The organism is Pseudomonas sp. UFMG81 (assembly GCF_015354575.1).
Lineage (GTDB): Bacteria > Pseudomonadota > Gammaproteobacteria > Pseudomonadales > Pseudomonadaceae > Aquipseudomonas.
Genome location: NZ_JACAFQ010000005.1, coordinates 164860 through 189079 on the forward strand (window position 1 = coordinate 164860; position 24220 = coordinate 189079).

Consider the following 24220-nt stretch of genomic DNA (forward strand, 5'->3'; position numbering starts at 1 on the left):
CCTTGCCGGGGCGCCGGACCGGCCGGAAAGGGCTGCGTAGCAGCCCCTGTGAGATCAGATCTGCATCGCCATCCCATCCACATTCATCGCCGCCTGGCGCAGGGCCTCGGAGCGGGTCGGGTGCGGGTGGCAGGTGAGGGCGATGTCTTCGGCCGAGGCCGAGAACTCCATGGCCACGCAGAACTCGCCAATCATCTCGCTGACGCTTGGCCCCACCAGGTGCACACCCAGTACCTCGTCGGTGTTGGCGTCGGCGAGCACCTTGGCGAAGCCTTCGGTCTCATGGTTGATCTTGGCGCGGCTGTTGGCGGTGAAGGGGAACTTGCCGACTTTGTAGGCGCGGCCTTCGGCCTTCAGCTGCTCTTCGGTCTTGCCGACGCTGGCCAGCTCTGGACGGGTATAGATGACGCCCGGGATCAGGTTGTAGTTCACTTCGTGCGGCTTGCCGTGGATGCGCTCGATGCAGGCCACTGCTTCGTCTTCGGCCTTGTGCGCCAGCATCGGGCCGGAGGTGACATCACCAATCACCCAGATGCCCGGCACTGCACTGCGGTGGTGGTCGTTGGCGAGCATGCCGCGCTTGTCGGTTTCCAGCCCCACGCTTTCCAGGTTCAGGCCCTGGGTGTACGGACGACGGCCGATGGCCACCAGCACGTAGTCGGCTTGCAGGGTTTGCGCCTCGCCACCAGCGGCCGGCTCAAGCGTCAGGCTCACGCCATCGGCCGAGGCCGTGGCTTGAGTGACCTTGCTGCCGAGCTTGAAGGCCATGCCTTGCTTGGCCAGGGCCTTCTGCAGGGTCTTGGCAGTTTCTTCGTCGGTGCCCGGGCAGATACGGTCCAGGTACTCGATCACCGTCACCTCGGCACCCAGGCGGCGCCATACCGAACCCAGCTCCAGGCCGATCACGCCGGCGCCGATGACGACCAGGTGCTTGGGCACCTGGGGCAGCGCCAGGGCACCGGTGGAGTCGATGATGCGCTGGTTGTCGATGGTCACGCCCGGCAGCGGGGTAGGTTCGGAGCCGGTGGCGATGACAATGTCCTTGGCCTGCAAGGTGCTCTCGCTGCCGTCCTCGGCCTTGACCACCACCTTGCCGACGCCGTCCAGGCGGCCCCAGCCCTTGACCCAGTCGACCTTGTTCTTGCGGAACAGGTACTCGATGCCCTTGGTCAGGCCGGTCACGCTTTCGTCCTTCTGCTTCATCATCTGCGCCAGGTTCAGGCTCGGCTTGACCTCGATGCCCAGGTGCGCGAACTCGTCACCGCTGGCCGCCTCGAACAGCTCGGAGGCATGCAGCAGCGCCTTGGATGGCATGCAGCCGACGTTCAGGCAGGTGCCACCGAGGGTCGAACGGCCTTCGACACAAGCTACGCTCATGCCCAGCTGGCCAGCCCGGATCGCCGCGTTATAGCCGCCGGGGCCGCCGCCGATGATCACCACGTCATAGGATTTCATGGGTTTGTCACTCCAAGGGTGGGGGAAGCGAAGAGGGGCATAAGGTTAGTCTGCGCGCAGCAGATTGTATACAATCCGCTGTGCTAACCGCGTCAGATAGTTCTAGACCATGGTCGTGCTTAACGGAAACTTCGCACGAATGAACTACCCTCATGCGGTGACGTCCACAGGTTTAGGCGTGGCGTCCCGTACAGATGAAAGGGAGGGTCATGAATGCTTGCGCAACTTCCACCGGTATTGCAGAGCCTGGACATACCTTTGCGCATCAAGCTGTGGGACGGCAATCAGTTCGATCTGGGGCCGAGCCCGCAGGTCACGATCGTGGTCAAGGATCCCCAGCTGATCAACCAGCTTACCCACCCAAACCTCGAAGCACTGGGGTCGGCCTTCGTCGAAGGCCAGCTGGAGCTCGAAGGCGATATCGGTGAAGTGATCCGGGTGTGCGACGAGCTCGGCGACGCGCTGCTCAGCGATGAAGACGACGTACTGCCCCAGCGTACCGCTCACGATAAAGACACCGACGCCGAAGCCATCTCCTATCACTACGACCTGTCCAACGACTTCTACCAGTTGTGGCTGGACCCGGACATGGTCTACTCGTGCGCCTATTTCAAAGAGCCGGACAACACCCTGGCCCAGGCCCAGCAGGACAAGTTCGACCACCTGTGCCGCAAGCTGCGTTTGCAGGCGGGCGACCACCTGCTGGATGTCGGCTGCGGCTGGGGTGGGCTGGCGCGTTTCGCCGCCCGTGAATATGGCGCCAAGGTGTTCGGCATCACCCTGAGCAAGGAGCAGCTCAAGCTGGGCCGGCAGCGGGTCATGGAGGAGGGGCTGGGCGACAAGGTCGAGCTGCAGATCCTCGACTACCGCGACCTGCCCCAGGACGGCCGATTCGACAAGGTGGTCAGTGTCGGCATGTTCGAGCACGTCGGCCATGCCAACCTCGAGCTCTACTGCCGCAAATTGTTTGGCGCGGTGCGCGAGGGTGGCCTGGTGATGAACCATGGCATCACCGCCAAGCATGTGGACGGTCGCCCGGTCGGTCGTGGCGCGGGTGATTTCATCGACCGCTATGTGTTCCCACACGGCGAGTTGCCGCATATCTCGATGATCACCGCGCGCATCTGCGAGGCCGGGCTCGAGGTGGTGGACGTGGAGAGCCTGCGCCTGCACTACGCCAAGACCCTCAACCACTGGAGCGAGAACCTGGAGAACCAGCTGCACCGCGCTGCCGCGCTGGTGCCGGAAAAGACCCTGCGCATCTGGCGCCTTTACCTGGCCGGCTGTGCCTATGCCTTCACCAAGGGCTGGATCAACCTGCACCAGATTCTTGCCGTGAAACCTTACGCCGATGGCCACCATGACCTGCCCTGGACGCGTGAGGACCTCTATCGCGGATAGGTGTGCGGCACGCCGCCGCGCTACAGGATCGGTGAAATCAGCCGCGCGATGCGCATCCCCAGTTGTTGCAGGCGATGCGTGTCCCGGCTGTCTTCCGCAGTGATCTCCCTGGCCTGATCGAAATCCCGCTCGAGCATCTGTTCGACCTGGTCGGCGAAGGCACGGTCCACGGTCAGCAAGGTGATCTCGAAGTTCAGGCGGAACGAGCGGTTGTCGAGGTTGGCGCTGCCGATGGCGCTGATCTCATCGTCCACCAGTACCACCTTCTGGTGCAGGAACCCTGGCTGGTAGCGGAACATCCGCACCCCTGCACGAACCGCTTCGAAGGCGAACAGGCTGGAGGCCGCATAGACGATGCGGTGGTCGGGGCGCGAGGGGATGAGGATGCGTACATCAACACCACGCAGCACCGCCAGGCGCAGGGCGGCGAAGATCGCTTCGTCGGGGATGAAGTAGGGGCTGGTGATCCATACGCGGCGGGTAGCCGAGTGAATCGCCTCGAGGAAGAACAAGGCGCAGGTTTCCTGCGGGTCGGCCGGGCCGCTGGCGAGCGCTTGGCACAGCACACCATCTTCGGGGTAGGCATCGGGGAGGATCAGCGGCGGCAGTTGGCGCGTGGCCCAGAACCAGTCCTCGGCGAACGACTCTTGCAGGCAGGCCAGTACCGGGCCGCTGACCTGCACATGGGTGTCGCGCCAGGGTGACAGGCGAGGGTGGCCACCCAGGTATTCGTCGCCCACGTTATGCCCGCCGAGAAAGCCCAGCAGCCCATCCACCACCACGATCTTGCGGTGATTGCGGAAGTTGACCTGGAATCGGTTGAACAGGCCACGGCGTGTGGCAAATGCCTGGATCTGCACGCCCCCGTCGCGCAGCACCTGGCTGTAGCTGGCGGGTAGCGCATGGCTGCCGACACGGTCATAGAGCACGAACACCCGCACGCCTTCGGCGGCCTTGCGCAGCAGCAGTTGCTGGAGCTGCCGGCCGAGTGTGTCGTCATGGATGATGAAGAACTGCACCAGCACCGTGTCACGGGCATTGTCGATGGCGGCGAAGATCGCCCGGAAGGTGGCGGCGCCGTCGATCAGCAGCTTCACTTCGTTGTTGGCCAGGCATGGCATGCGCCCCAGCTTGGGCATGGCGCGCAGGGCGGCATAGCTGTCGGACTCTCGCGCAGTCAGTGCCTCTTCCACCCAAGGGCGCCAGTTGAGGTTGGCCATGGCCACATGCATCTCCTGGTTGGCCTGGCGGCGGGCCTGGATATAGGCATAGAACGAGCGGGCGCCAAAGATGAGGTAGGGGATGAGTGCGAAGTAGGGGATGAAGAACAACGGCATAGCCCAGGCGATCGCACCCTGGGCGGTACGGACGGTGAACACCGCGTGCAGCGCCGCGATGATGCCGAGCAGGTGAATCAGGCCGAGCACGTAACCGAAGAAGTAGGGGCTGTGGTAATCCATACGCATCCTGCTTTCAGAGAGCACTGCCGCTAACAGACCACGTTCGTGGGGGGCGCTGCAACCTGTAAGGGAAAATGACGTCTAACGGCACAGTCCGGCCAGAGCCGGTATTACGAGGAGCTTCGATCCATGAATATTCGTCTGCCACTGCTTGCCCTGGTCGTGGGCCTGGGTAGCCCGTTGGTTCACGCGCAGATGCTGCAACCCGGCTTGTGGGAACTGACCACCAGCAACATGCAAGTGGATGGCAAACCGCTGCCCGATATGCAGTTCATGCTCGGCCAACTGAAGAACCTGCCGCCGGAGCAGCGGGCGATGATGGAGGGGGTGTTGGCCAAGCAAGGCATCAGCGTCGGTGGCAAGGGTGTGCGTTCGTGCCTGACCCCGGAGCAGGTGCAGACCAATGACATTCCCCTGCAAGACCCGCAGTCCGGCTGCACCCAGAAGATTACCGATCGCACGGGCAATGTCTGGAAGTTCCAGTTCAGCTGCCCGAAAGCCCAGGGGCAAGGGCAGGCCACGTTCCTCAGTGACAAGGAGTTCCTGACCAAGGTGAACGGCACCTTCAATGCCTCCGGTGTGCAGCAACAGGGCAGCATGGATACCCGGGCGGTATGGCTGGGCAGTGACTGTGGAACGGTCAAGCCGCGCAGCTGACGGGGGCTTGACCGCGATATCTTCGCTTCACCAGCGGTATCGGCTGACGGCCACCGCATCGTGGGCATGCAGGCTCTCTGCATGTTCCACGCGCAGATTGAACCCTTCCACCCAAGCCAACTGGCGCAACGCCACGTGCAGGCGCCGGGCAGCATCCTCGCAGAACATCAGGTTCTGGCCGTTGGCCAAGGCGAAGGCCTGTTCATCGGCACGTTTCACGGCTGTCTGCACCGCGGTGCCCAAAGCCGCCTCCGCCTTGTCGATCAGGTCCGACAGTTGCAGCTCACGCCCCGAAAGCCGCACCTGAAGCTTGGCCGTGCTCCGCTGGCTATGCGGTGTTGCAACGATGCCTTCACTGCTGCCAAGCCATTGGCGGATGCGGTCTCGGTTCAGTGGCTGGTCAGCGAATTCCTCGTCGAAGCGTTCCTGGATCAATTGCCTGGCGAGCGCCGCAGAGCATGGGCAAGTCGAGGAGTAGGGAATGTGCACCGATAGTTCCACGTGGAACATTTCATTTTCCAGCTTGGCATCGAGGCTAACCGGATAGCGCTTCCAGCCCGCCAGCGGGCTGACCAGGGCGGCACGCTTGAGCAGGTGGTCGAAACTCAGCCGCAGATAAGCACTGTTGGACAACCCGGTGTGGCTGGCCAGGAAGCGTTCGAGCGTTTGCAACAGCAGTGCTGGTGACAGAGGCTGGTGCTCCAGTGCCTCCAGCGCCAGGTACAGGCGCGACATATGAATGCCGCGAGAGGCGCCATCGCCCAGGTTCACGCCGGCGTCGGCATAGGCTGTCACGCTTTGCCCGTCCAGGAGCAGCGGTAAGGCGATGCCACACATGCCGACCCAGTCCAGCGGCATGGCCTGTTGGCTGCTCTGTGCGGCGACGTCGGGGAGGTTGAGGCTGGTCATGGCGTAGTCCTGGGTTGGGTGGTGTTCATCGGCAGCCGCCGATGAGGCTGCAATGCAGGTTGAAACGTTGGCCGCTGGAACTGGAGACGCGGTTGATGGTGGTCCAGCCGATGCGCCGGCTATAGCCGACCCAGGCCTCGCCATCGCTGGCCAGCCCGGTAAAGAAGGTCAGTGCCCCGTAGCGGCTGTTGGTCTGTGCCCACAGGCGCTTGCTCGCCACTTCATAGCCACGCAGGTAAAAGCTGCTGCCTTCGGTGCGCACGCTGTAGTAGTTGCCTTTGCTGTCCTGGCAGGCGAGCAACGTTGCGCTGCGCGTGCACAGCGCCAGATCGGTGCGGGGCATGGCCAGCAGTGGCACTGGCAGGGCGGCCAGCAGCAACGCCGCGAGGCAGGGCAATTTCATGACGAGTGTTCTCCTGGCGACCGTTCGGGCGATACGGCTTGGCGAAATTGTATTGTTATACTATAACATCGCGCAATGCATCGCTTCGAATGCGCCCGCCCGATGAGGTCCGTCATGCCCAACCGTCTTCCTGTCACCGTGCTGTCCGGCTTTCTGGGGGCCGGCAAGAGCACACTGCTCAACCACATCCTGCGTAACCGCGACGGTTTGCGTGTCGCCGTGATCGTCAACGACATGAGCGAAATCAACATCGACGCCAGTGAAGTGCAGCGCAATGTCAGCCTCAACCGTGCCGAAGAAAAGCTGGTGGAAATGAGCAATGGTTGCATCTGCTGCACCCTGCGCGAAGACCTGCTGGAAGAGGTCGCTCGGCTGGCACGGGAGGGCCGTTTCGATTACCTGCTGATCGAGTCCACCGGTATCTCCGAGCCGCTGCCGGTGGCCGAGACGTTTACCTTCCGTGATGAGCAGGGCCGCAGCCTGTCGGACATGGCGCGGCTGGACACCATGGTGACGGTGGTCGATGGCCTGAACTTCCTGCGTGACTACCAGGCAGCCGACAGCCTCGCCAGCCGCGGCGAAACGCTGGGTGAAGAGGACGAGCGCTCGATCAGCGATCTGCTGATCGAGCAGGTGGAGTTCGCCGATGTGCTGCTGTTGAGCAAGATCGACCTGATCAGCCAGCATCAGCGTGAAGAGTTGATCGCCATTCTGCGCAGCCTCAACGCCCGTGCGCAGATCGTGCCGATGGTGATGGGCCAGGTTGCCCTGTCACGCATCCTCGACACCGGGCTGTTCGACTTTGACCAGGCAGCCCAGGCGCCGGGCTGGCTGCAGGAACTGCGCGGCGAACACGTGCCGGAAACCGAGGAGTACGGTATCGCCACGACCACCTGGCAGGCGCGCCGACCCTTTCATCCACAACGCTTTTTCGACTTTATCCACACACCGTGGCGCAACGGGCGCCTGCTGCGTTCCAAGGGCTTCTTCTGGCTGGCCAGCAAGTACCAGGAGGCCGGCAGTTGGTCGCAGGCCGGGGGCATGATGCGCCATGGCCTGGCGGGGCGCTGGTGGCGTTTTGTGCCGCGCGAGCAGTGGCCGCAGGATGAGGAGAACACTGCGGCGATCCTCAAACAGTGGTCGGCGGAAACCGGTGATTGCCGGCAAGAGCTGGTATTCATCGGGCAGAACATCGACTTCGCACAGTTATCCACAGCACTGGATGCCTGTTTGTTGAGTGATGAAGAGATTGCGCAGGGACCCGAGGCCTGGCTGCGTTTGCCGGACCCTTTCGGCCCTTGGGTCGAGGGGGAGGCGGCATGATGCCGACGCGGCGGGTTGTGGATATCTGCCAGGTGTTCGGGCCGACGCCACAGGCATTGACCGATATCCTGCACGATGGCGTCAATCTGGCGGTGTGGCAGCGGCAGTTGCCGGCGCAGGTGGAAGACTTTGCTGCGCTGGTGCTTAGCCTGGGGCAGATGCTGACGGACGAGCGGGTGATCGAGGTGGATGAGCAGCGGGCACCCGAGCTCAACGGCTTGCTCAGGGAAGCGGCTGACCTGTATGGCTACGAAGGTTTCGTTGCTGATGTTTCCTGGTTGGTGGCGGCTTTCACCTGCCTGTTGGGGGCTCGGCGGGTTGGCTTGCGCTTGCGTGTGCTGGACGGTGCGATGTGCCCGCGCTTTCATGTCGACCATGTGCCGCTGCGGCTGTTGACCACCTACGCGGGGGCCGGCAGTGAGTGGGTGGAGGAAGGGGCGATCGAGCGTGCGCGAATGCAGCCTGAGCAGCCGCCTGTGGATAAGGTGCGGCGGCTTGTGGCTGGCGAGGTGGCTGTGCTCAAAGGCGAAAAATGGCTGGGTAACGAGGGGGCGGGGCTGGTCCATCGTTCACCGCTGACTGGGCCTGGTGAGCGGCGCTTGTTGCTGAGCTTGGATTGGTTGGCCTGAATACCGGCTTCAGTGAGCTGGCGGGCGTTTGTCTCGATCCCGGAGCATGCCGGCGCCCACGCGCGGTAGACTTGAGCCACTTCAGACCAGGCACACAACCATGCTGCAGAACATTCCCACCCACGTGATCGCGGGCCCGCTGGGCGCCGGCAAGACCAGCCTGATCCGCCAGCTGTTGGCGCAACGCCCGGGCAACGAGCGTTGGGCTGTCTTGGTCAACGAGTTCGGGCAGATTGGCCTGGATGCGGCATTGCTGGCCTGCGACGACGATGGCATTGCCATTGGCGAGGTGGCGGGAGGCTGCTTGTGTTGCGTCAACGGTATGCCGTTTCAGGTCGGCCTCGGTCGATTGCTGCGTAAGGCCCGCCCGCACCGGTTGTTCATCGAACCCTCCGGGCTCGGGCATCCCCGGCAATTGTTGCAGCAGTTGGAACAGGCGCCATGGACCGGTGTGCTGGCGGTGCAGCCTATGCTCATGGTGCTGGATGCCCAGGCGCTGGCGTTGGGCCAACCGTTGCCCGAGGCGCAGCAAGCTGCCTTGATGGCGTCTGCGTTGCTGGTGCTCAACAAGTCGGCGGCTGTGGATGACACCCAGCGCCTGTTGATAACTGCCCAGCTCCCCGCCTTGCCGAGCTTCTGGACTGATCACGGCTCATTGCCGCTGGAACGGCTCCCGGGTTTTTCTACTGTTGGTGAGGCTGGGGGAGCCTTGGCGAGGTTGGCTGTGGACAATTCGGCTGCGCCGATGGCCGACCTGTGGACAGATCCAACGGTACCGATTTGTCAGGCACAGCAGGGTGAAGGCGGTTGGAGCGTCGGCTGGCGCTGGCACCCAGCGCAGCGCTTCGATGCAGTGCGGCTGCGGGACTTTTTGCAAGCCCAGCCATGGCGGCGGGCCAAGGGGGTTATCCACAGCAAGGACGGCTGGCTGTCGTTCAACGGCCTGGATGGGGAAAGTGCGACGTGGCAGCCCAGTGAATGGCGCAAGGATTCGCGGTTGGAACTGATCTTCACCACGCCACAGCCACTGGTGGCGCTGCAGCATGCACTGGCGGCGTGTCGCCTGATCGAGTGATCAGTTGCGCCAGCGGTTGTGCTCCTGGCGCCACTGCTGCATCTCGATGACGTTGTCGGTGCGCGGCGGCGTCTTGATTTCGAAGGGGTAGGGGGCCAATTCGATCTGCATGGTGTGGGCGCCGAACTGGGTGACGGTGCCGGGGTGGCGCTGCTCACCGGTGACGGTGAACTCGAAGTTGTAGATGCGTGCCAGGCGCTTGCGGCCGTTGGCATCACGCACGAAGGCGATGCGTTTGAGCGCCACGGCGTCGTCGAGCAGTTCCAGGTCGAGCTTTGTGCAATGCTGCTTGACCCGCGCCAGGGCCTTTTCGCGCAGGCCATGGTTGTGCCACAACCAGGCACCGGCGGTCGCCACCAGCATCAGCACGAAGAGGTTTTCCAGGGTCAGCATTTGCGTAAGCTCCAGACAGGTAGAGCCAGCTTAACTGCGTCTCTGGCCTGTCGTACAGATGGCATTCGGGTTCATACTGCGGGCCGCACACTTATCCACACAGTTTCGGAAGCGCCCTGCATGAAACGAACGCCGCACCTGCTCGCCATTCAGTCCCATGTGGTCTTCGGACACGCTGGCAACAGCGCTGCGGTGTTTCCCATGCAGCGGGTCGGGGTCAATGTCTGGCCGCTCAACACCGTGCAGTTCTCCAACCACACTCAGTATGGACAGTGGGCCGGGGAAGTGCTTGCCCCAGCGCAAATTCCTGCGTTGGTGGAAGGCATTTCCAACATCGGCGAACTGGGCCACTGCGATGCGGTGTTGTCGGGCTACCTGGGCAGCGCCGAGCAGGGGCGGGCAATTCTCACCGGCGTGGCGCGGATCAAGGTGGTCAACCCCAGGGCGCTGTACCTGTGTGACCCGGTCATGGGCCACGCCGAGAAAGGTTGCATCGTGCCGGCCGAGGTGAGTGAGTTCCTGCTCGAGGAGGCGGCGGCCAAGGCCGACATCGTCTGCCCCAACCAACTGGAGCTGGACAGCTTCTGCGGGCGCAGGGCGCAATCGCTGGAGGACTGCGTGGTCATGGCCCGCGGGTTGCTGGAGCGCGGGCCGCAAGTGGTGTTGGTCAAGCACCTGAACTACCCAGGGCGCGCCGACGACTCGTTCGAGATGCTGCTGGTGACCCGAGAGGGTAGCTGGCATCTGCGCCGCCCGTTGCTGGCGTTCCCGCGTCAGCCGGTGGGTGTGGGCGACCTCACGTCGGGGTTGTTCCTGGCCCGGGTGCTGCTCGGCGATAGCTGGCTACAGGCCTTCGAGTTCACCGCGGCCGCGGTGCATGAGGTGCTGCTGGAAACCCAGGCCTGCGCCAGCTACGAATTGCAGCTGGTGCGGGCCCAGGATCGTATCGCCCACCCGCGCGTGCGCTTCGAGGCGCAGCGCTTGGCCTACTAGATCGAGTCGGTCTTGAGGTCCTGATAGCGCTGTTCCAGCTCCTGGCGGATCTGGCGGCGCTGCTGGCCCTGGAGGAAGCGGCGTTTTTCTTCGCTGTTCTGCGGCTGGCGCGGTGGCACCTTCACCGGGCGGCGGTCGTCATCCACTGCGACCATGGTGAAGAAGCAGCTGTTGGAGTGACGTACGGAGCGTTCGCGGATGTTCTCGGTGACCACCTTGATGCCCACCTCCATCGAGGTATTGCCGGTGTAGTTGACCGAGGCCAGGAAGGTCACCAGCTCACCGACATGCACCGGTTCGCGGAAGATCACCTGGTCGACCGACAGGGTCACCACATAGGTGCCGGCATAGCGGCTGGCGCAGGCGTAGGCGACTTCGTCGAGGTACTTGAGCAGGGTGCCGCCATGTACGTTGCCAGAAAAGTTGGCCATGTCCGGGGTCATCAGGACGGTCATGGTCAGCTGGGCGTTTCCAGGTTCCATAGTGAGCTCACGGTGAGGTTGCGCTGAATCGGGGTGGGTATCTGCTGACACTTCTATTCCCCTCTTTGTGGTTTCCCATCCTGGTACGGGACGTCGGCTGAGGCGCCATCGTCACGCCGATCTTGCCATCGGCGGTGCCGGATCGGCCGATCTGTTTCTGCATATTGCATCGGCAAATTACGACAGGGGGCGATGTTAACCTGACAGCGCCCATGCAATGCGGGCTTTTTCACCTACCACAACAGTATGAGTCTGCTCTTTGTGTCAGCCCTTTCTGACCGAGGAGTGGTCCGCCCCGTGCCGCGAACAAGGAGTATCACGCCATGCATGCCATCAGCTTTATCCAGGATCTGGCGGTGATCATGCTGGTCGCCGGGGTGGTCACCATTGTTTTCCACCGCCTCAAGCAACCGGTGGTGCTCGGCTACATCGTCGCCGGCTTCATCATCGGCCCCCACACACCGCCGTTCGGCCTGATCCACGATGAAGACACCATCAAGACCCTCGCTGAACTGGGGGTGATCTTCCTGATGTTCTGCCTGGGGCTGGAGTTCAGCCTGCGCAAGCTGTTCAAGGTGGGGGCCACGGCGTTCATCGCGGCATTCCTGGAAATCGTGCTGATGATCTGGATCGGCTTCGAGATCGGCCGCTGGTTCGGCTGGAATACCATGGATTCGTTGTTCCTCGGGGCGATCCTGGCGATTTCCTCGACCACCATCATCGTCAAGGCGCTCAACGACCTGAAGATGAAGAACGAGCGCTTCGCTCAGCTGATCTTCGGTGTGTTGATCGTTGAAGATATCCTCGGTATCGGCATCATCGCTTTGCTGTCGGGCATCGCCGTGAGTGGTTCGGTCAGCTCCGGCGAGGTGTTCTCCACTGTCGGCAAGCTGTCGTTGTTCATGATCGTCGCGCTGGTGATCGGCATCCTGCTGGTGCCGCGGTTGCTGGCCTACGTGGCGAAGTTCGAAAGCAACGAAATGCTGCTGATCACCGTGCTGGGGCTGTGCTTCGGCTTCTGCCTGCTGGTGGTCAAGCTCGAGTACAGCATGGTGCTCGGGGCCTTCCTGATCGGCGCGATCATGGCCGAGTCGCGGCAGTTGCTGAAGATCGAGCGTTTGATCGAACCGGTTCGCGACCTGTTCAGCGCGATCTTCTTCGTCGCCATCGGTTTGATGATCGACCCGTCGATTCTGGTCGAGTACGCCTGGCCGATCGTGGTGATCACTCTCGCGGTGGTGCTGGGCAAGATGCTGTCGTGCGGTATGGGCGCGTTCATCGCCGGTAATGACGGACGTACCTCACTGCGAGTGGGCATGGGCCTTTCGCAGATCGGCGAATTCTCGTTCATCATCGCCGCGCTGGGCATGACCTTGCAGGTAACCAGCGACTTCCTTTACCCGGTGGCGGTGGCGGTATCGGCCATCACCACGCTGCTCACGCCTTATCTGATTCGCGCCGCCGACCCCTTGTCGCTGAAACTGGGCAAGGTGGTGCCGAGCCGCCTGGCGCGGGTGCTGTCGTTGTACGGCGAATGGCTGCGCAGCATCCAGCCACAGGGCGAGGGTGCCATGCTGGCGGCGATGATCCGACGCATCCTGCTGCAGGTTGGGGTCAACCTGGCGCTGGTGATCGCGATCTTCTTCAGCGGTGGCTATTTCGCCGGGCGCATTGGTACTTGGCTCAGCGAATGGGTGGGCGATGTCGGTCAGCAGAAGGCGCTGATCTGGGGCGCGGCGTTGCTGCTGTCGCTGCCGTTCCTGATTGCGGCGTACCGCAAGCTCAAGGCGCTGTCGATGCTGCTGGCGGAGATGGGCGTCAAGCCGGAGATGGCCGGGCGCCACACGCAACGGGTGCGCCGGGTGATCGCCGAAGTGATCCCGCTGCTGTCGTTGCTGGTGATCTTCCTGCTGCTCGCGGCGTTGTCGGCGAGCATCCTGCCGACCAGCGAGCTGCTGTTGATCATCGTGGTGGTGGCGGCGGGGGTGGTGGCGCTGTTGTGGCGCTGGCTCATCCGCGTGCATACGCGCATGCAGGTGGCCCTGCTGGAGACCCTGGAGAACAACCGCGACCAGGTGCATTGAGCGGCAAACGCTCTCTGCGCGCGGCTTCACCGTCGTCCGAGGGGATGGAGCGGTAGCAGTGTCGCCAGGCGCAGAAAGCCTGGCGATTCTACGGGTATTAAGTGGCCATGAGCCATCAATTTATGCGGTTATTTCTCATTCAGCTTTCCAGCCAGACATCCCGCGCCCAGTGCCAGACCGATTCCCAGCTGTCTTCGCCCACTGTTTCTTCTTCACCGTCCCATAGCACCACGGTGCCGTCTTCCTCGACGCAGTAGTAGTCGTTACCGTCTTGGCAGATCGGGATGAGGTCGCGGGGCACGCCGGCGTCCCAGGCATTGGCCGCCACTTCCGGCAAGTAGGTGTGCGATTGCGGGTCGGTGACCGTGACCGGCTCCAGCGAGCCGTACACCACGTCGCTGACGGTTAGCAGGAATTCCTTGAACACGAACGGGATGTTGATGAACAGCTCTTCCTCGATTTCAACCAGCTGATCCTCGTCCGGCAGCTCCAGCGGCACCGGTACCGGCTCGTTGGCTTCACGGAGTTGCTCGATCACTTCTTCCACGGTTCACATCCTCTGACCTTGATGACAACGCTGCGCGTTATACCCTAGTAGCCGGGTATGGCAAAAGCAAAAACCCCGGGACGGGCCCGGGGTTTTTTGTGCAGCGCGCGACGGTCAGCCGTTCTGGCGGATACCCGCGACCAGCCAAGGCTGGTTCTCGCCCTGGGCGCGAACCATGTGCCAGCTTTCGCTGAAGGCTTCGCCCTGGTCGAAGCGCGAGGTCTTCGACACGCCACGGAAGGTCAGGGTGGCGTCGGTCTGGTTGGCGCGGTCTTCGACGCCGTCCAGTTGCACATCGAGGTCATCGATGTAGGTGGACTGGAAGCCTTCACCCAGTTCGGCGCGCTCGCGCTTGAGGAACTCGAGCATTTGCGGGGTGACGAACTCGGCGATCTTGTCCATCTCGTTGGCGTCCCAGTGCTGCTGCAGCGACTGGAAGTGCGAACGGGCGGCGGCCAGGAAGCTGGCTTCGTTGAACCAGGCCGGGGCCTTGACCGTGGCAGCGGCTGCGGCTGGCGCTGCGGCACCACCGAAGATCGACGGCTGAGCGGCTTGCGGCTGGGCTTCGCGCTGGTACGGGGCGTGGCCGGCGGCGGCGTGTTGCGGCTGCTGCTGGCGACGGCGCGCGGCGATGAAGCGGAACACCAGGAAGGCGATCAGGCCCATGATCAGGAAGTCCATGATCTGCATGCCCTGGAAGCCGTCGCCCATGAACATGGAGGCCAGCAGGCCACCGGCGGCGAGGCCGGCCAGCGGGCCCAGCCAGCGCGAAGCGCCGCTGGCGGCGGCTGGCGCACGGCCTGGCGCGGTCGGGGCGGCGGCTGGAGTGGTCGGGGAGGCCTGGCGGGTCTGGTGGATAGGCGCGGCGCCCGAGCTCTTGCCACCACCGAAGCGCTTGGCGTTGGCGTCGAGGCTCAGCGTCAGGCCGACGCAGAGCGCCAGAGCGATGCTAAGAAAACGTTGCATAAGTGGGGATTCCCATTTTGTGGATTGCACGCGCGTCATGGTGCACATGAAGGCATGGATATAGCTAGCGACAAGATGTTTCGAGCTTTTGCCTGTAGGAGCGGCCTTGTGCCGCGAAAGGGCCGCATAGCGGCCCCAGGGTGGGCAATGGTGATACACCTGCAACACTGCGTCGCTGACAAAAGCGGGCCGCTGGGCAGCCCTTTCGCGGCGCAAGGCCGCTCCTACAAGGGGCGGTACAAGGCCTTCAGATCGCCTCGAGCTTCGCATACCCCAGCATCAGCCACTTGCTACCTTCGGCGAAGTTCACCTGCACCCGGGCCTGGGCGCCAGAACCTTCGAAGTTGAGGATCACCCCCTCGCCAAACACCGCGTGCTGTACGCGCTGGCCGAGGTTGAACGCGGTCTGCGGGATATTGGCATTGGCGAACAGGTTGCTGGCGGGCGCCTTGGCGCCGCCGAACGGACGACTGACGGAATTCGACAGACGCACCTCTTGAACCAGCCCAGCCGGAATCTCCCGTACGAAACGCGACACCTTGTTGTAGGTTTCGCTGCCGTACAGGCGACGGGTCTCGGCGTAGGTCATGATCAGCTGGCGCATGGCCCGGGTGATGCCCACGTAGGCCAGGCGGCGTTCCTCTTCCAGGCGGCCGGGTTCTTCCAGGCTCATCTTGTGCGGGAACAGCCCTTCCTCCATGCCCACAAGGAACACGTAGGGGAACTCCAGGCCCTTGGCACTGTGCAGGGTCATCAGCTGGATGCTGTCTTCGTGCTCGTCGGCCTGGCTGTCGCCGGCCTCCAGCGAGGCGTGGCCGAGGAACGCCGACAACGGCGACAGGTCGGCATCCTCGTCGCTGGTCTCGAAGTTGCGCGCAGCGCTGACCAGTTCCTCAAGGTTTTCTACCCGTGCCTGGCCCTTCTCACCCTTTTCTTCCTGGTGATAGATGATCAGCCCGGACTGCTCGATGACCGTCTGGGTCATCAGGTGCAGCGGCATGTCCAGCACCTTGGCGGCGAGGTTCTCGATCAGCTCGATGAACGCACCCAGGGCACTGGCGGCGCGGCCTTTCAGCGCTTTGGCGGCGAGCAGCTGGCACATCGCTTCCCACATCGACACCTGGCTGTGGCGGGCATGGTCGCGGATGGCCTCGACCGTCTTCTCACCGATACCACGCGGTGGCACGTTGATCACCCGCTCCAGCGCGGCATCGTTGCCGCGGCCTTCGAGCAGGCGCAGGTAGGCCATGGCGTTCTTGATCTCGGCGCGCTCGAAGAAGCGCTGGCCACCGTAGATGCGGTAGGGGATGCGTTCGCGCAGCAAGGCTTCTTCCAGCACCCGCGACTGGGCGTTGGAACGGTACAGGATGGCGATTTCGTTACGCGCGTTGCCCTGCTTGATCAGGCTTTCGATGGTCTCGACCACGTAGCGCGCTTCGTCGTGCTCGTTGTACGCGGCGTACAGCGTGAGCGGTTCGCCCTCGCCCATGTCGGTCCACAGCTCCTTGCCCAGGCGCCCGCTGTTGTTGGCGATCAAGGCGTTGGCGGCCTTGAGGATGCCACCGGTGGAGCGGTAGTTCTGCTCCAGGCGGATCATTTCGGCATCGGGGAAGTCGCTGGTGTACTGGTGGATGTTCTCGATCTTGGCGCCGCGCCAGCCATAGATCGACTGGTCGTCGTCGCCCACCGCCATCAGGCTGTCGCCACCGGCCCCAAGCAGGCGCAGCCAGGCGTACTGCACGGCGTTGGTGTCCTGGAACTCGTCCACCAGGATGTGCCGGAAGCGGCGTTGATAGTGTTCGAGCAGGCCGGGCTGGTCGCGCCACAGGTCGAGGGCGCGCAGCAGCAGTTCGGCGAAGTCGATGACCCCGGCGCGCTCGCAGGCCTGCTCGTAGGCGGCATAGATGTCGCGCATGGTGCTCAGGTACAGGTCGCCACCGGCCTGGATGTGCCGGGGCCGCAAGCCCTCGTCCTTCTGCCCGTTGATGAACCACTGGGCCTGGCGAGCCGGCCACTTCTGTTCGTCCAGGCCCATTTCGCGCATCACCCGCTTGATCAGGCGCTGCTGGTCGTCGCTGTCGAGGATCTGGAAGTTCTGCGCCAGCCCGGCCTCTTGCCAATGCGCGCGCAGCAGGCGGTGGGCCAGGCCGTGGAAGGTACCCACCCACATGCCGGCCGGGTTGATGCCCAGCAGTTGCTCGATACGCTGGCGCATCTCCGCCGCGGCCTTGTTGGTGAAGGTCACCGACAGGATCGAGTGGGGGGAGGCCCCTACGACCTGGATCAGCCAGGCGATACGGTGCACCAGCACGCGGGTCTTGCCCGAGCCGGCGCCGGCCAGTACCAATTGCCGCCCGACCTGGGCTGCTACAGCCTGGCGTTGAGCGTCGTTGAGGGAGTTCAGCAGGAGGGAGAGGTCGTCATTGTGCATCCGGCCATTCTAGGGCCGGGCAGGGGGCACGGGCAAACGCCAGCGGGGCAAATGCACGAAAGCGCGATCTGCCGTTCATCGGCAAGTTCCTCGGGGCTGCGTGGTTGAGCGGTCGCGCTTCGACGCGCGGGACATTTTCAAAATCATGACGTAGAGCAGTTTGGTCCCGGGCAACCCTTGTGTATTCTCCCTGCACATTTGCGGTCTGCCATAACAAGAACACAACAAGAAACCAGCCCTATGACCCAGGATTGCATGGCGATCGATGCATCGCCGCAGACGACGCGCAGCGTGCGAAGGCAATTCGCCACCCAGCTGTCGGTCGAGCGTACCCGCCTGCTGTACCAGGGCTCGCTGTTGCCCACGCTGTTCATGTTGCTGACCGGTCTGCTCTGCGCCTGGCTGTTGTGGGCGCCTGCGCGCTACCTGCTGGTCAGCGTGTGGCTGGCCTGGTTGCTGGCGCTGGTCGCCCTGCGGGTGATCCAGGTGGCGGCGTTCGAAGCGGCGCCACCGCTGCGCCAGGCGCGGCCCAACTGGCGGCGGATGTTCCTCGCCGGCTCGGCGTTAAGCGGGTTGACGCTGGCCAGCGCGGCCATCGCCCTGGTCCCTGTGGATAACTTCGTGCAGCAGGCCTGGGTGTTCGGCTTGCTGGGCGTGGCGGCGCTGTCGGCGAGCGTCGCCTATGCGGTCAGCCTGCCGGCCTTCCTCAGTTTCGCCATCCCCTGCCTGTTGCCACCGATTGCCTTCCTGTTTGCCTATGACGCCGGCCACCAGCGTGGCTGGGGCTGGCTCGGGCTGATCTTGCTGGGCGCGCTGGTGGTGGTGGCCTGGCAGGTCAATCGGCTGATCGAGCGCGGCCTGTTGCGACGCTTCCAGAACCAGGCGCTGATCGACCATTTGCAAAGTGCCCAGCGTCACGCCGAGGACCTCAACCACCAGCTCAGTGCCGAGGTTCGCCAGCGTCGCCAGGCCGAGGAGGCCCTGCGCCTGGCCCATGGCGGCCTGGAGCAGCGCGTGGCGCAGCGCAGCCATGAGCTGGACCTGGCCAACCAGGCCCTGAGCAAGAGCGAGCAACGCCTGGCGCTGGCATTGCAGGCCAGCGAGCTGGGACTGTGGGACTGGAACCTGGCGAGCGACGAGGTGCATCACACCCAATTGCATGCGCTGTTCGGCCTGGATGCCGAGCAGGTCCGCTCGGTACGCGCCGACCTCAAGCCGCGCCTGCACCCCGATGACCTGCCGCTGCTGCGGCGCACCCTGGTCGAGCACCTCAAGGGGCGCACCGAGGACTACCGGGTCGAGTATCGGGTACGCCATGCCCAGGGGCATTGGTGCTGGATCGAGGACCGCGGCCGGGCGGTCGAGCGCGATGTCGAGGGCAAGGTGGTGCGCATGCTCGGCACCCGTCGCGACATCACCGCGCAGAAGGAGCAGGAAGAGCAGCAGCGCCTGGCGGCCACGGTGTTCGAGGCGGCCAGCGAGGGTATCGCCATCCTCGATGCAGGCTACCAGTTGCTGGCGGTCAACCAGGCGTTTTGCGACGTGACCGGCTACGGCCGCGCCGAGCTGATCGCCCGCAACGTGCTGGAGCTGTCTTGCAGCCGCGATGCCCGCCGGCATAGCCAGGCCATTGGCCAGTCACTTGAACAGCAGGGGCGCTGGCAGGGCGAGCTGGTCGAGGCGCGCAAGAGCGGCGAGCTGTACCCGCAATGGCTGCAGCTCAACAGCGTGCGTGATGCACGGGGCCGGATCGCCAATGTGGTCGGTTTCTATACCGACCTGTCGGCGCGGCGCGAGTCGGAAGAGCGCCTGCGCTACCTGGCCCACTACGATGACCTCACCGGCCTGGCCAACCGCGCGCTGTTCCGCATGCGCCTGCACGAGGCGGCCCAACGCATGCGCCTGAACGGGCGCAGCCTGGCGCTGCTGCACGTCGACCTGGACCGTTTCAAGCTGCTCAACGAAAGCCTCGGCCACGAGCTGGCCGACCAGTTGCTCAAGAAAATGGCCCAGCGCATCGCCAACGCCGTGCCCGAGGCCGATACCGTAGCGCGGCTTTCCGGCGACGAGTTCACCATCCTGTTCGACGGCTACAGCAACCTCTCCAGCCTGGTGCGGGTCACCACGCGCCTGCTCGACAAGCTACGGGTCCCCCAGCGGGTGGGCGAGCATGAGCTGGTGATCAGTGCTTCGGTCGGTATCAGCCTGCTGTCGGACGCCTCCTTCGACCTCAATGCGCTGGTCAGCCAGGCCGACATGGCCAAGCAGCACGCCAAGCACCTGGGCGGCGACAACTTCCAGTTCTATACCGAAAGCCTGCGCGCCAGCACCCTGGAGCGCCTGCAACTGGAGAACCAGCTGCGCCGAGCCATCGACGAAGGCCAGTTGCTGGTCTACTACCAGCCCAAGCTGTGCCTGCGCACGGGCCAGCTGCACGCCGCCGAAGCACTGGTGCGCTGGCAGCACCCGGAGTGGGGCATGGTCCCGCCTGGGGAGTTCATCGGCCTGGCCGAAGAAACCGGGCTGATCGCGCCGATGGGCGAGTTCGTGCTGCGCCAGGCCTGCTGGCAGGCCTGCGAGTGGCTGCGCCAGGGCTTGGAAGTCAGGGTGTCGGTCAACCTGTCGGTGTACCAGCTGCGCCAGGGCAAGCTGGTCAGCCTGGTGCGCCAGGTGTTGCAGGAGTCTGGCCTGGCACCCCACCTGCTGGAGTTGGAACTGACCGAAAGCCAGTTGCTGGACAGTGTCGAGCACATCATCGCCACCTTCGAGCAACTGCATGCGCTGGGCGTGCAGCTGGCCATCGACGATTTCGGCACGGGTTATTCATCGCTGAGCTACCTCAAGCGCTTCCCGGTGGACTACGTGAAGATCGACCAGGCCTTCATCCGCGGCCTGCTGGAGGGTAACCAGGATGCCGCGATCACCCGGGCGATCATCGCCATGGCCAAGAGCCTGCAATTGAAGGTGGTGGCGGAAGGGGTGGAAACCCGCGAGCAGCTGGAGTTCCTGCGCGAACATGGCTGTGACGAGGTGCAGGGCTACTTGATCAGCCGGCCGGTGGATGCCACGGCGTTCAGGGCGTTGCTGGAGCGCTCAACCGCCGACCTGATGCGCTAGGCGTGCAGGGCTGTGGGAGCGACTGGTTTTGCATGTGCTCTGTAGGAGCGGCCTCGGCGATCGAATGTAGGGCACAAAAGTCTGGGGCTGCGATGCAGCCCTTTCGCGACACAAGGCCGCTCCTACAGACGTTTGCGCATGACAGTTGCGCCCATGTCCGTCGTGGTTACAGGTGCCAGGCCTGGCCCTGGCGCGCCAGCAGGCTGTTGGCCTGTTCGGGGCCATTGCTGCCGGCGTGATAGGGGCGCGGTGCCTGGAAGTGTGCTTCCCAGCCCTGCAGGATCGGGTCGACCCAGGCCCAGGCAGCCTCGACCTCGTCGCGGCGCATGAACAGCGTCGAGTCGCCGTCCAGTACGTCCAGCAGCAGGCGCTCGTAGGCGTCCCAGCGACGGGTCTGGGCGAAGGCCTGGGCCAGGTTGAGGTCCAGCTCCACCGGCGCCAGGCGCATGCCCTTGCCCGGGCTCTTGGTCATCATGCGCAGGCTGATGTGTTCATCCGGCTGTAGCTGGATCAGCAACTGGTTGACCTGGCCACCGCTGAACAGCTCGTGGGGCACCGGCTTGAACTGGATGACGATCTGCGACGAGCGCCGTGCCATGCGCTTGCCGGTGCGCAGGTAGAACGGCACACCGGCCCAGCGCCAGTTGTCGATGTGCGCCTGCACCGCGACGAAGGTCTCGGTGTCGCTGTCGTTGTCCACATCCTTCTCGAAGTAGTAGGCCGGCACTTCCTGGCCGCCGATCTTGCCGGCCCCGTACTGGCCACGCACGGTCTTGTCCTGCACGTCCTGGCCGGTGATGGGTTTGAGTGCGCGCAGGATCTTCACCTTCTCGTCACGCACCGCCTCGGCGTCGAATTGCGCCGGCGGCTCCATCGCCACCAGGCACAACAACTGCAGTAGGTGGTTCTGCAGCATGTCGCGGGTGGCGCCGGCGCGGTCGTAGTAGGCGCCACGATTTTCCACGCCCAGCGTTTCACAGACGCTGATCTGCACATGGTCGACCTGGCTGTTGCGCCACACCGGCTCCAGCAGGGCGTTGGCGAAGCGCAGGGCCATCAGGTTCTGCACGGTTTCCTTGCCCAGATAGTGGTCGATGCGGAACACCTGGGGTTCGTCGAACACCGCGCCGATCGCCTCGTTGATGGCGGTGGCCGACTCCAGCGAATGGCCAATGGGCTTTTCCAGCACGATGCGCGCCTCGCTGTCGGCCAGGCCGGCGATGCGCAGATGGTTGGCGATGGGCACGAACAACTGAGGCGCGGTGGCCAGGTAGTAGATGCGGGTCAGCCCGCCAGCCTCGCCCAGGTAGTGGGCCAGGCGGCCGAAGTCAGCACTCTGCGCGGCGTCCATGGGGAAGTAGTCCAGGCGCGCCGAAAAGCGCTGCCAGACCTCCTCGTCGAAGTCCTGGCGGGCGATCTGCGCCCGGCAGTGGCGTTCGGCGAGCTTGAGGTAGTCCAGGCGTGGCAGGTTGCGCCGGGCCAGGGCAATGATCCGCACGGCGTTGTGCAGGCGGGCCTCGCGATACAGGTGGTAGAGCGCCGGCAGCAGCTTGTGCAGGGCCAGGTCGCCCGTGCCGCCGAAAACCAGGATGTCGCACGGTATAGTCAAACCACCACTCTCCACGTTCGTTTAACTGGGCGGGTTGGCGAGCATGTAGTATAACTACAAGAAAGCTACATCCCGGCCAGCCGATCATAACCGAGTCCATCCCGTGAATCTGTTGCAACATATCGACCAATCGCGGCACCTGCTGCGCAAATCGGAACTGAAAGTGGCCGACCACGTGCTGCTCGATCCGGCTGCCGTCATGCACAGCTCGATGGCCGACCTGGCGCACAGCGTGGGTATCAGCGAACCGACCATCGTGCGTTTCTGCCGGGCGATCGGTTGTTCGGGCTTCCAGGACCTCAAGCTCAAGCTGGCGCAAAGCCTGGCCGCCGGCGCGAGCTTTGGCCAGTTCGCCATCCATGAAGATGACTCGGTCGCCGACTACAGCCTGAAGATCTTCGACACCACCCTGCACACCCTGATGGAAGTGCGCGAGCACCTCGACCCGCAGGCCTTGCAGCAGGCGGTGACGGCCATGGCTCAGGCCCAGCGCGTGGAGTTCTATGGCTTTGGCGCTTCCGGCGCGGTGGCGGCCGATGCCCAGCACAAGTTCTTCCGCTTGCTGCTCAGCGCCGCAGCGTATTCCGACCCGCACATGCAGGCCATGTCGGCGGTCACCCTCAAGCCAGGCGATGTAGCGGTGTGCATCTCGCAGTCCGGGCGCTCGAAGGATTTGCTGATTACCGCCAACCTGGTGCGTGAGAGCGGCGCCAACCTGATCACCCTGTGCCCCAGCCAGACACCGCTGGCCGAGCTGTCGACGGTCAACCTGGCCATCGACGTGCACGAGGACACCGAGATCTACACCCCGCTGACCTCGCGTATCGCCCACCTGGTGGTGATCGATGTGCTGGCCATGGGCGTGGCCATGGCCCGCGGGCCGAGCCTGGTCAACCACCTCAAGAGCGTGAAACGCAGTTTGCGCAGCCTGCGCTTGTCGCCCAAGTCGATCAAGGCCACCGACGACTGACCATAGGGCCTCATCGCGTACCTCTGTGGGAGCCGGCTTGCCGGCGATGAGGCCTGTGCAGGCTGGCAAAATTCACGATTCTGTCACCCATCGGCAGCTAAACGGCAAAACAAGCTCGCCACCCTGAAACTCCCCGCATCCTATCTGGGAGACAGGCAATGGCACGTGAACACGACGGTTCCTACCAACCCAACGCCAAGGCTCGCAAGCAGCAGGAAAAGGACCAGCGCCGCATGGAGTACCGGCGCGCCATCGAGAGCTACTGCGACCAGCGCGAACTGCTGCGTTCCATCGCTGACTACCCCGACCTGCAGGACATCACGGTGTGGCAGGTATCGGCGGCAGCTTCCCCGAAAAACGCTCCACAAGCCCGCTGATCTGCGCACGTTCGCTGCGGATGAACGCCTGGAACGCCAGCGCCACCGGTGATTGCCGCTTGCTCTTGGACTGCACCAGGCACCAACTGCGGTACAGCGGCAGCTCTTCCACCGGCAGCTCGTGCAGCACACCGGTGGCCAGCTCCATGTTCACCGCATGGCGGGTCAGCAGGGCGATCCCGAGCCCGGCCACCACGCATTCGCGCTGGGAATCGGTGGAGGCCACCTCCAGGGTCTGGGTGAAGTGCACGCGCTTGTCCTTGAAGAACTCCTCGCAGGCCTTGCGCGTGCCAGAACCTTGTTCACGGACCAGCAACGTATGAGGCTCCAGGTCTTGCAGGCGCAGGTTGTCCAGCTTGCACAGCGGATGGTTCGGCGGCGCCACCGCGATGATCGGGTTGTTGAGAAAGGGCAGGAACTCCAGGCCCATGTCCTGGGGCACCATCGACATCACGGTCAGGTCGTCGCGGTTGTCCGACAGCCGCCGGATCGCCTGGGCCCGGTTGACCACCGTGAGCGTCAGGTTGACCTCCGGGTGACGCTGCTTGAAGGCGGCGAACAGGTGTGGCACGAAGTACTTGGCGCTGGACTCGATCGCCAGCTTCAACTGCCCCTGCAATGAGCCCTGCATGTCCGACAGCTGCATGTCGAGGTTCTCCAGGCGCCCGAAAATGTCGCGGCTGGCCCGCTGCAGCGCTTCGGCGGCCTCGGTGAGGTAGAGCTTCTTGCCGACGTACTCGAACAATGGCTGGCCGACCAGCTCCTCGAGCTGACGGATTTGTAGACTTACGGCGGGTTGCGTCAACGCCATTTCCTCGGCCGCCCGGCTGTAGGAGCGTAAATCACACACCTCATTGAAGACCTGCAATTGACGCAATGTCATACGCATCAATGACTTACGCATTTTTCTCGACGCCCCAGACAAACCTTGTTACCGGA

General features: G+C 63.8%; 21 protein-coding genes. 10 read left to right on the forward strand and 11 right to left on the reverse strand.

Features of this window, described 5'->3' with window-relative positions; translation table 11 throughout:
- Positions 1-54: 54 nt before the first annotated feature.
- A complete protein-coding gene (lpdA, locus tag IX761_RS05815) occupies positions 55-1455 on the reverse strand; it encodes a dihydrolipoyl dehydrogenase (protein WP_194788668.1) in 1401 nt (466 codons plus the stop codon).
- A gap of 213 nt (positions 1456-1668) precedes the next feature.
- Here lpdA and cfaB point away from each other — a divergent pair, with 213 nt between their 5' ends.
- Positions 1669-2856 carry a C17 cyclopropane fatty acid synthase CfaB gene (cfaB, locus tag IX761_RS05820; RefSeq protein WP_194788669.1) on the forward strand — a complete coding sequence of 396 codons (1188 nt, stop codon included), beginning with the start codon at positions 1669-1671 and terminating at the stop codon, positions 2854-2856.
- 20 nt (positions 2857-2876) lie between these two features.
- Here the strand turns inward: cfaB and cls are convergent, their stop codons facing one another.
- On the reverse strand, positions 2877-4316 hold the full coding sequence (cls, locus tag IX761_RS05825; RefSeq protein WP_194788670.1) for a cardiolipin synthase: 1440 nt from the start codon (positions 4314-4316) through the stop codon (positions 2877-2879).
- Positions 4317-4445: 129 nt separating this feature from the next.
- Here cls and IX761_RS05830 point away from each other — a divergent pair, with 129 nt between their 5' ends.
- Positions 4446-4973, forward strand: coding sequence for a DUF3617 domain-containing protein (locus IX761_RS05830; RefSeq protein ID WP_194788671.1), 528 nt, complete (start codon positions 4446-4448; stop codon positions 4971-4973).
- A 27-nt stretch (positions 4974-5000) separates the two neighbouring features.
- Here the strand turns inward: IX761_RS05830 and folE2 are convergent, their stop codons facing one another.
- Entirely contained in the window at positions 5001-5882 is an 882-nt protein-coding gene (folE2, locus tag IX761_RS05835) for a GTP cyclohydrolase FolE2 (protein WP_194788672.1), read from the reverse strand.
- 25 nt (positions 5883-5907) lie between these two features.
- Positions 5908-6285: a glutamine synthetase gene (locus IX761_RS05840; RefSeq protein ID WP_194788673.1), complete on the reverse strand. Its 378-nt coding sequence runs from the start codon at positions 6283-6285 to the stop codon at positions 5908-5910.
- A 114-nt stretch (positions 6286-6399) separates the two neighbouring features.
- Between IX761_RS05840 and zigA the strand changes: the two genes are divergently transcribed.
- From zigA to IX761_RS05855, 3 genes are all read left to right on the forward strand, one after another.
- The gene (gene zigA, locus IX761_RS05845) at positions 6400-7608 is read left to right on the forward strand and encodes a zinc metallochaperone GTPase ZigA (RefSeq protein WP_194788674.1); all 1209 of its coding nucleotides are present in this window, start codon (positions 6400-6402) and stop codon (positions 7606-7608) included.
- Complete coding sequence (locus IX761_RS05850; protein ID WP_194788675.1) at positions 7605-8237, forward strand: DUF1826 domain-containing protein; 633 nt, start codon at positions 7605-7607, stop codon at positions 8235-8237. Before zigA ends, IX761_RS05850 begins: the two co-directional genes overlap by 4 nt.
- Before the next feature lie 100 nt (positions 8238-8337).
- Positions 8338-9312 (forward strand): CobW family GTP-binding protein, encoded by a 975-nt coding sequence (locus tag IX761_RS05855; protein ID WP_194788676.1) that lies wholly within the window; start codon positions 8338-8340, stop codon positions 9310-9312.
- Here the strand turns inward: IX761_RS05855 and IX761_RS05860 are convergent, their stop codons facing one another.
- On the reverse strand, positions 9313-9705 hold the full coding sequence (locus IX761_RS05860) for a DUF3301 domain-containing protein (protein WP_194788677.1): 393 nt from the start codon (positions 9703-9705) through the stop codon (positions 9313-9315).
- 120 nt (positions 9706-9825) lie between these two features.
- Between IX761_RS05860 and pdxY the strand changes: the two genes are divergently transcribed.
- Positions 9826-10698, forward strand: coding sequence for a pyridoxal kinase PdxY (gene pdxY / locus IX761_RS05865; protein WP_194788678.1), 873 nt, complete (start codon positions 9826-9828; stop codon positions 10696-10698).
- Here the strand turns inward: pdxY and IX761_RS05870 are convergent.
- Complete coding sequence (locus tag IX761_RS05870) at positions 10695-11180, reverse strand: acyl-CoA thioesterase (RefSeq protein WP_194788679.1); 486 nt, start codon at positions 11178-11180, stop codon at positions 10695-10697. The two genes, pdxY and IX761_RS05870, sit on opposite strands and share 4 nt — an antisense overlap.
- 323 nt (positions 11181-11503) lie before the next feature.
- On the opposite strand from IX761_RS05870, the gene IX761_RS05875 reads away from it, so the two are divergent.
- Positions 11504-13264 (forward strand): cation:proton antiporter, encoded by a 1761-nt coding sequence (locus IX761_RS05875; RefSeq protein WP_194788680.1) that lies wholly within the window; start codon positions 11504-11506, stop codon positions 13262-13264.
- Positions 13265-13403: 139 nt separating this feature from the next.
- On the opposite strand, the gene IX761_RS05880 is transcribed toward IX761_RS05875, so the two are convergent.
- From IX761_RS05880 to uvrD, 3 genes are all read right to left on the reverse strand, one after another.
- A complete protein-coding gene (locus IX761_RS05880; protein WP_194788681.1) occupies positions 13404-13811 on the reverse strand; it encodes an SMI1/KNR4 family protein in 408 nt (135 codons plus the stop codon).
- 114 nt (positions 13812-13925) lie between these two features.
- On the reverse strand, positions 13926-14777 hold the full coding sequence (locus tag IX761_RS05885; RefSeq protein WP_194788682.1) for a Tim44 domain-containing protein: 852 nt from the start codon (positions 14775-14777) through the stop codon (positions 13926-13928).
- Positions 14778-15024: 247 nt separating this feature from the next.
- Positions 15025-17208, reverse strand: a complete 2184-nt coding sequence (gene uvrD / locus IX761_RS05890) for a DNA helicase II (protein WP_194788683.1) — start codon at positions 17206-17208, stop codon at positions 15025-15027.
- A gap of 240 nt (positions 17209-17448) precedes the next feature.
- Here uvrD and IX761_RS05895 point away from each other — a divergent pair, with 240 nt between their 5' ends.
- Complete coding sequence (locus IX761_RS05895) at positions 17449-20325, forward strand: putative bifunctional diguanylate cyclase/phosphodiesterase (RefSeq protein ID WP_194788684.1); 2877 nt, start codon at positions 17449-17451, stop codon at positions 20323-20325.
- Positions 20326-20491: 166 nt separating this feature from the next.
- On the opposite strand, the gene zwf is transcribed toward IX761_RS05895, so the two are convergent.
- The gene (gene zwf, locus IX761_RS05900; RefSeq protein WP_194788685.1) at positions 20492-21934 is read right to left on the reverse strand and encodes a glucose-6-phosphate dehydrogenase; all 1443 of its coding nucleotides are present in this window, start codon (positions 21932-21934) and stop codon (positions 20492-20494) included.
- A 103-nt stretch (positions 21935-22037) separates the two neighbouring features.
- Here zwf and hexR point away from each other — a divergent pair, with 103 nt between their 5' ends.
- Together hexR and IX761_RS05910 are read left to right on the forward strand one after the other, a co-directional pair.
- On the forward strand, positions 22038-22904 hold the full coding sequence (gene hexR, locus IX761_RS05905) for a transcriptional regulator HexR (protein ID WP_023630201.1): 867 nt from the start codon (positions 22038-22040) through the stop codon (positions 22902-22904).
- Positions 22905-23062: 158 nt separating this feature from the next.
- On the forward strand, positions 23063-23281 hold the full coding sequence (locus IX761_RS05910; RefSeq protein WP_194788686.1) for a PA3496 family putative envelope integrity protein: 219 nt from the start codon (positions 23063-23065) through the stop codon (positions 23279-23281).
- Here IX761_RS05910 and IX761_RS05915 read toward each other — a convergent pair.
- Entirely contained in the window at positions 23223-24170 is a 948-nt protein-coding gene (locus tag IX761_RS05915; protein ID WP_194788687.1) for a LysR family transcriptional regulator, read from the reverse strand. The genes IX761_RS05910 and IX761_RS05915 overlap by 59 nt on opposite strands.
- Positions 24171-24220: the final 50 nt, after the last annotated feature.

Excerpts from the sequence above, each read along its gene's own strand:
- lpdA (WP_194788668.1), bottom strand. The coding sequence starts at position 1,455 with ATGAAATCCTATGACGTGGTGATCATCGGCGGCGGCCCCGGCGGCTAT.
- cfaB (WP_194788669.1), top strand. The coding sequence starts at position 1,669 with ATGCTTGCGCAACTTCCACCGGTATTGCAGAGCCTGGACATACCTTTG.
- cls (WP_194788670.1), bottom strand. The coding sequence starts at position 4,316 with ATGGATTACCACAGCCCCTACTTCTTCGGTTACGTGCTCGGCCTGATT.
- IX761_RS05830 (WP_194788671.1), top strand. The coding sequence starts at position 4,446 with ATGAATATTCGTCTGCCACTGCTTGCCCTGGTCGTGGGCCTGGGTAGC.
- folE2 (WP_194788672.1), bottom strand. The coding sequence starts at position 5,882 with ATGACCAGCCTCAACCTCCCCGACGTCGCCGCACAGAGCAGCCAACAG.
- IX761_RS05840 (WP_194788673.1), bottom strand. The coding sequence starts at position 6,285 with ATGAAATTGCCCTGCCTCGCGGCGTTGCTGCTGGCCGCCCTGCCAGTG.
- zigA (WP_194788674.1), top strand. The coding sequence starts at position 6,400 with ATGCCCAACCGTCTTCCTGTCACCGTGCTGTCCGGCTTTCTGGGGGCC.
- IX761_RS05850 (WP_194788675.1), top strand. The coding sequence starts at position 7,605 with ATGATGCCGACGCGGCGGGTTGTGGATATCTGCCAGGTGTTCGGGCCG.
- IX761_RS05855 (WP_194788676.1), top strand. The coding sequence starts at position 8,338 with ATGCTGCAGAACATTCCCACCCACGTGATCGCGGGCCCGCTGGGCGCC.
- IX761_RS05860 (WP_194788677.1), bottom strand. The coding sequence starts at position 9,705 with ATGCTGACCCTGGAAAACCTCTTCGTGCTGATGCTGGTGGCGACCGCC.
- pdxY (WP_194788678.1), top strand. The coding sequence starts at position 9,826 with ATGAAACGAACGCCGCACCTGCTCGCCATTCAGTCCCATGTGGTCTTC.
- IX761_RS05870 (WP_194788679.1), bottom strand. The coding sequence starts at position 11,180 with ATGGAACCTGGAAACGCCCAGCTGACCATGACCGTCCTGATGACCCCG.
- IX761_RS05875 (WP_194788680.1), top strand. The coding sequence starts at position 11,504 with ATGCATGCCATCAGCTTTATCCAGGATCTGGCGGTGATCATGCTGGTC.
- IX761_RS05885 (WP_194788682.1), bottom strand. The coding sequence starts at position 14,777 with ATGCAACGTTTTCTTAGCATCGCTCTGGCGCTCTGCGTCGGCCTGACG.
- uvrD (WP_194788683.1), bottom strand. The coding sequence starts at position 17,208 with ATGCACAATGACGACCTCTCCCTCCTGCTGAACTCCCTCAACGACGCT.
- IX761_RS05895 (WP_194788684.1), top strand. The coding sequence starts at position 17,449 with ATGACCCAGGATTGCATGGCGATCGATGCATCGCCGCAGACGACGCGC.
- IX761_RS05910 (WP_194788686.1), top strand. The coding sequence starts at position 23,063 with ATGGCACGTGAACACGACGGTTCCTACCAACCCAACGCCAAGGCTCGC.
- IX761_RS05915 (WP_194788687.1), bottom strand. The coding sequence starts at position 24,170 with ATGCGTATGACATTGCGTCAATTGCAGGTCTTCAATGAGGTGTGTGAT.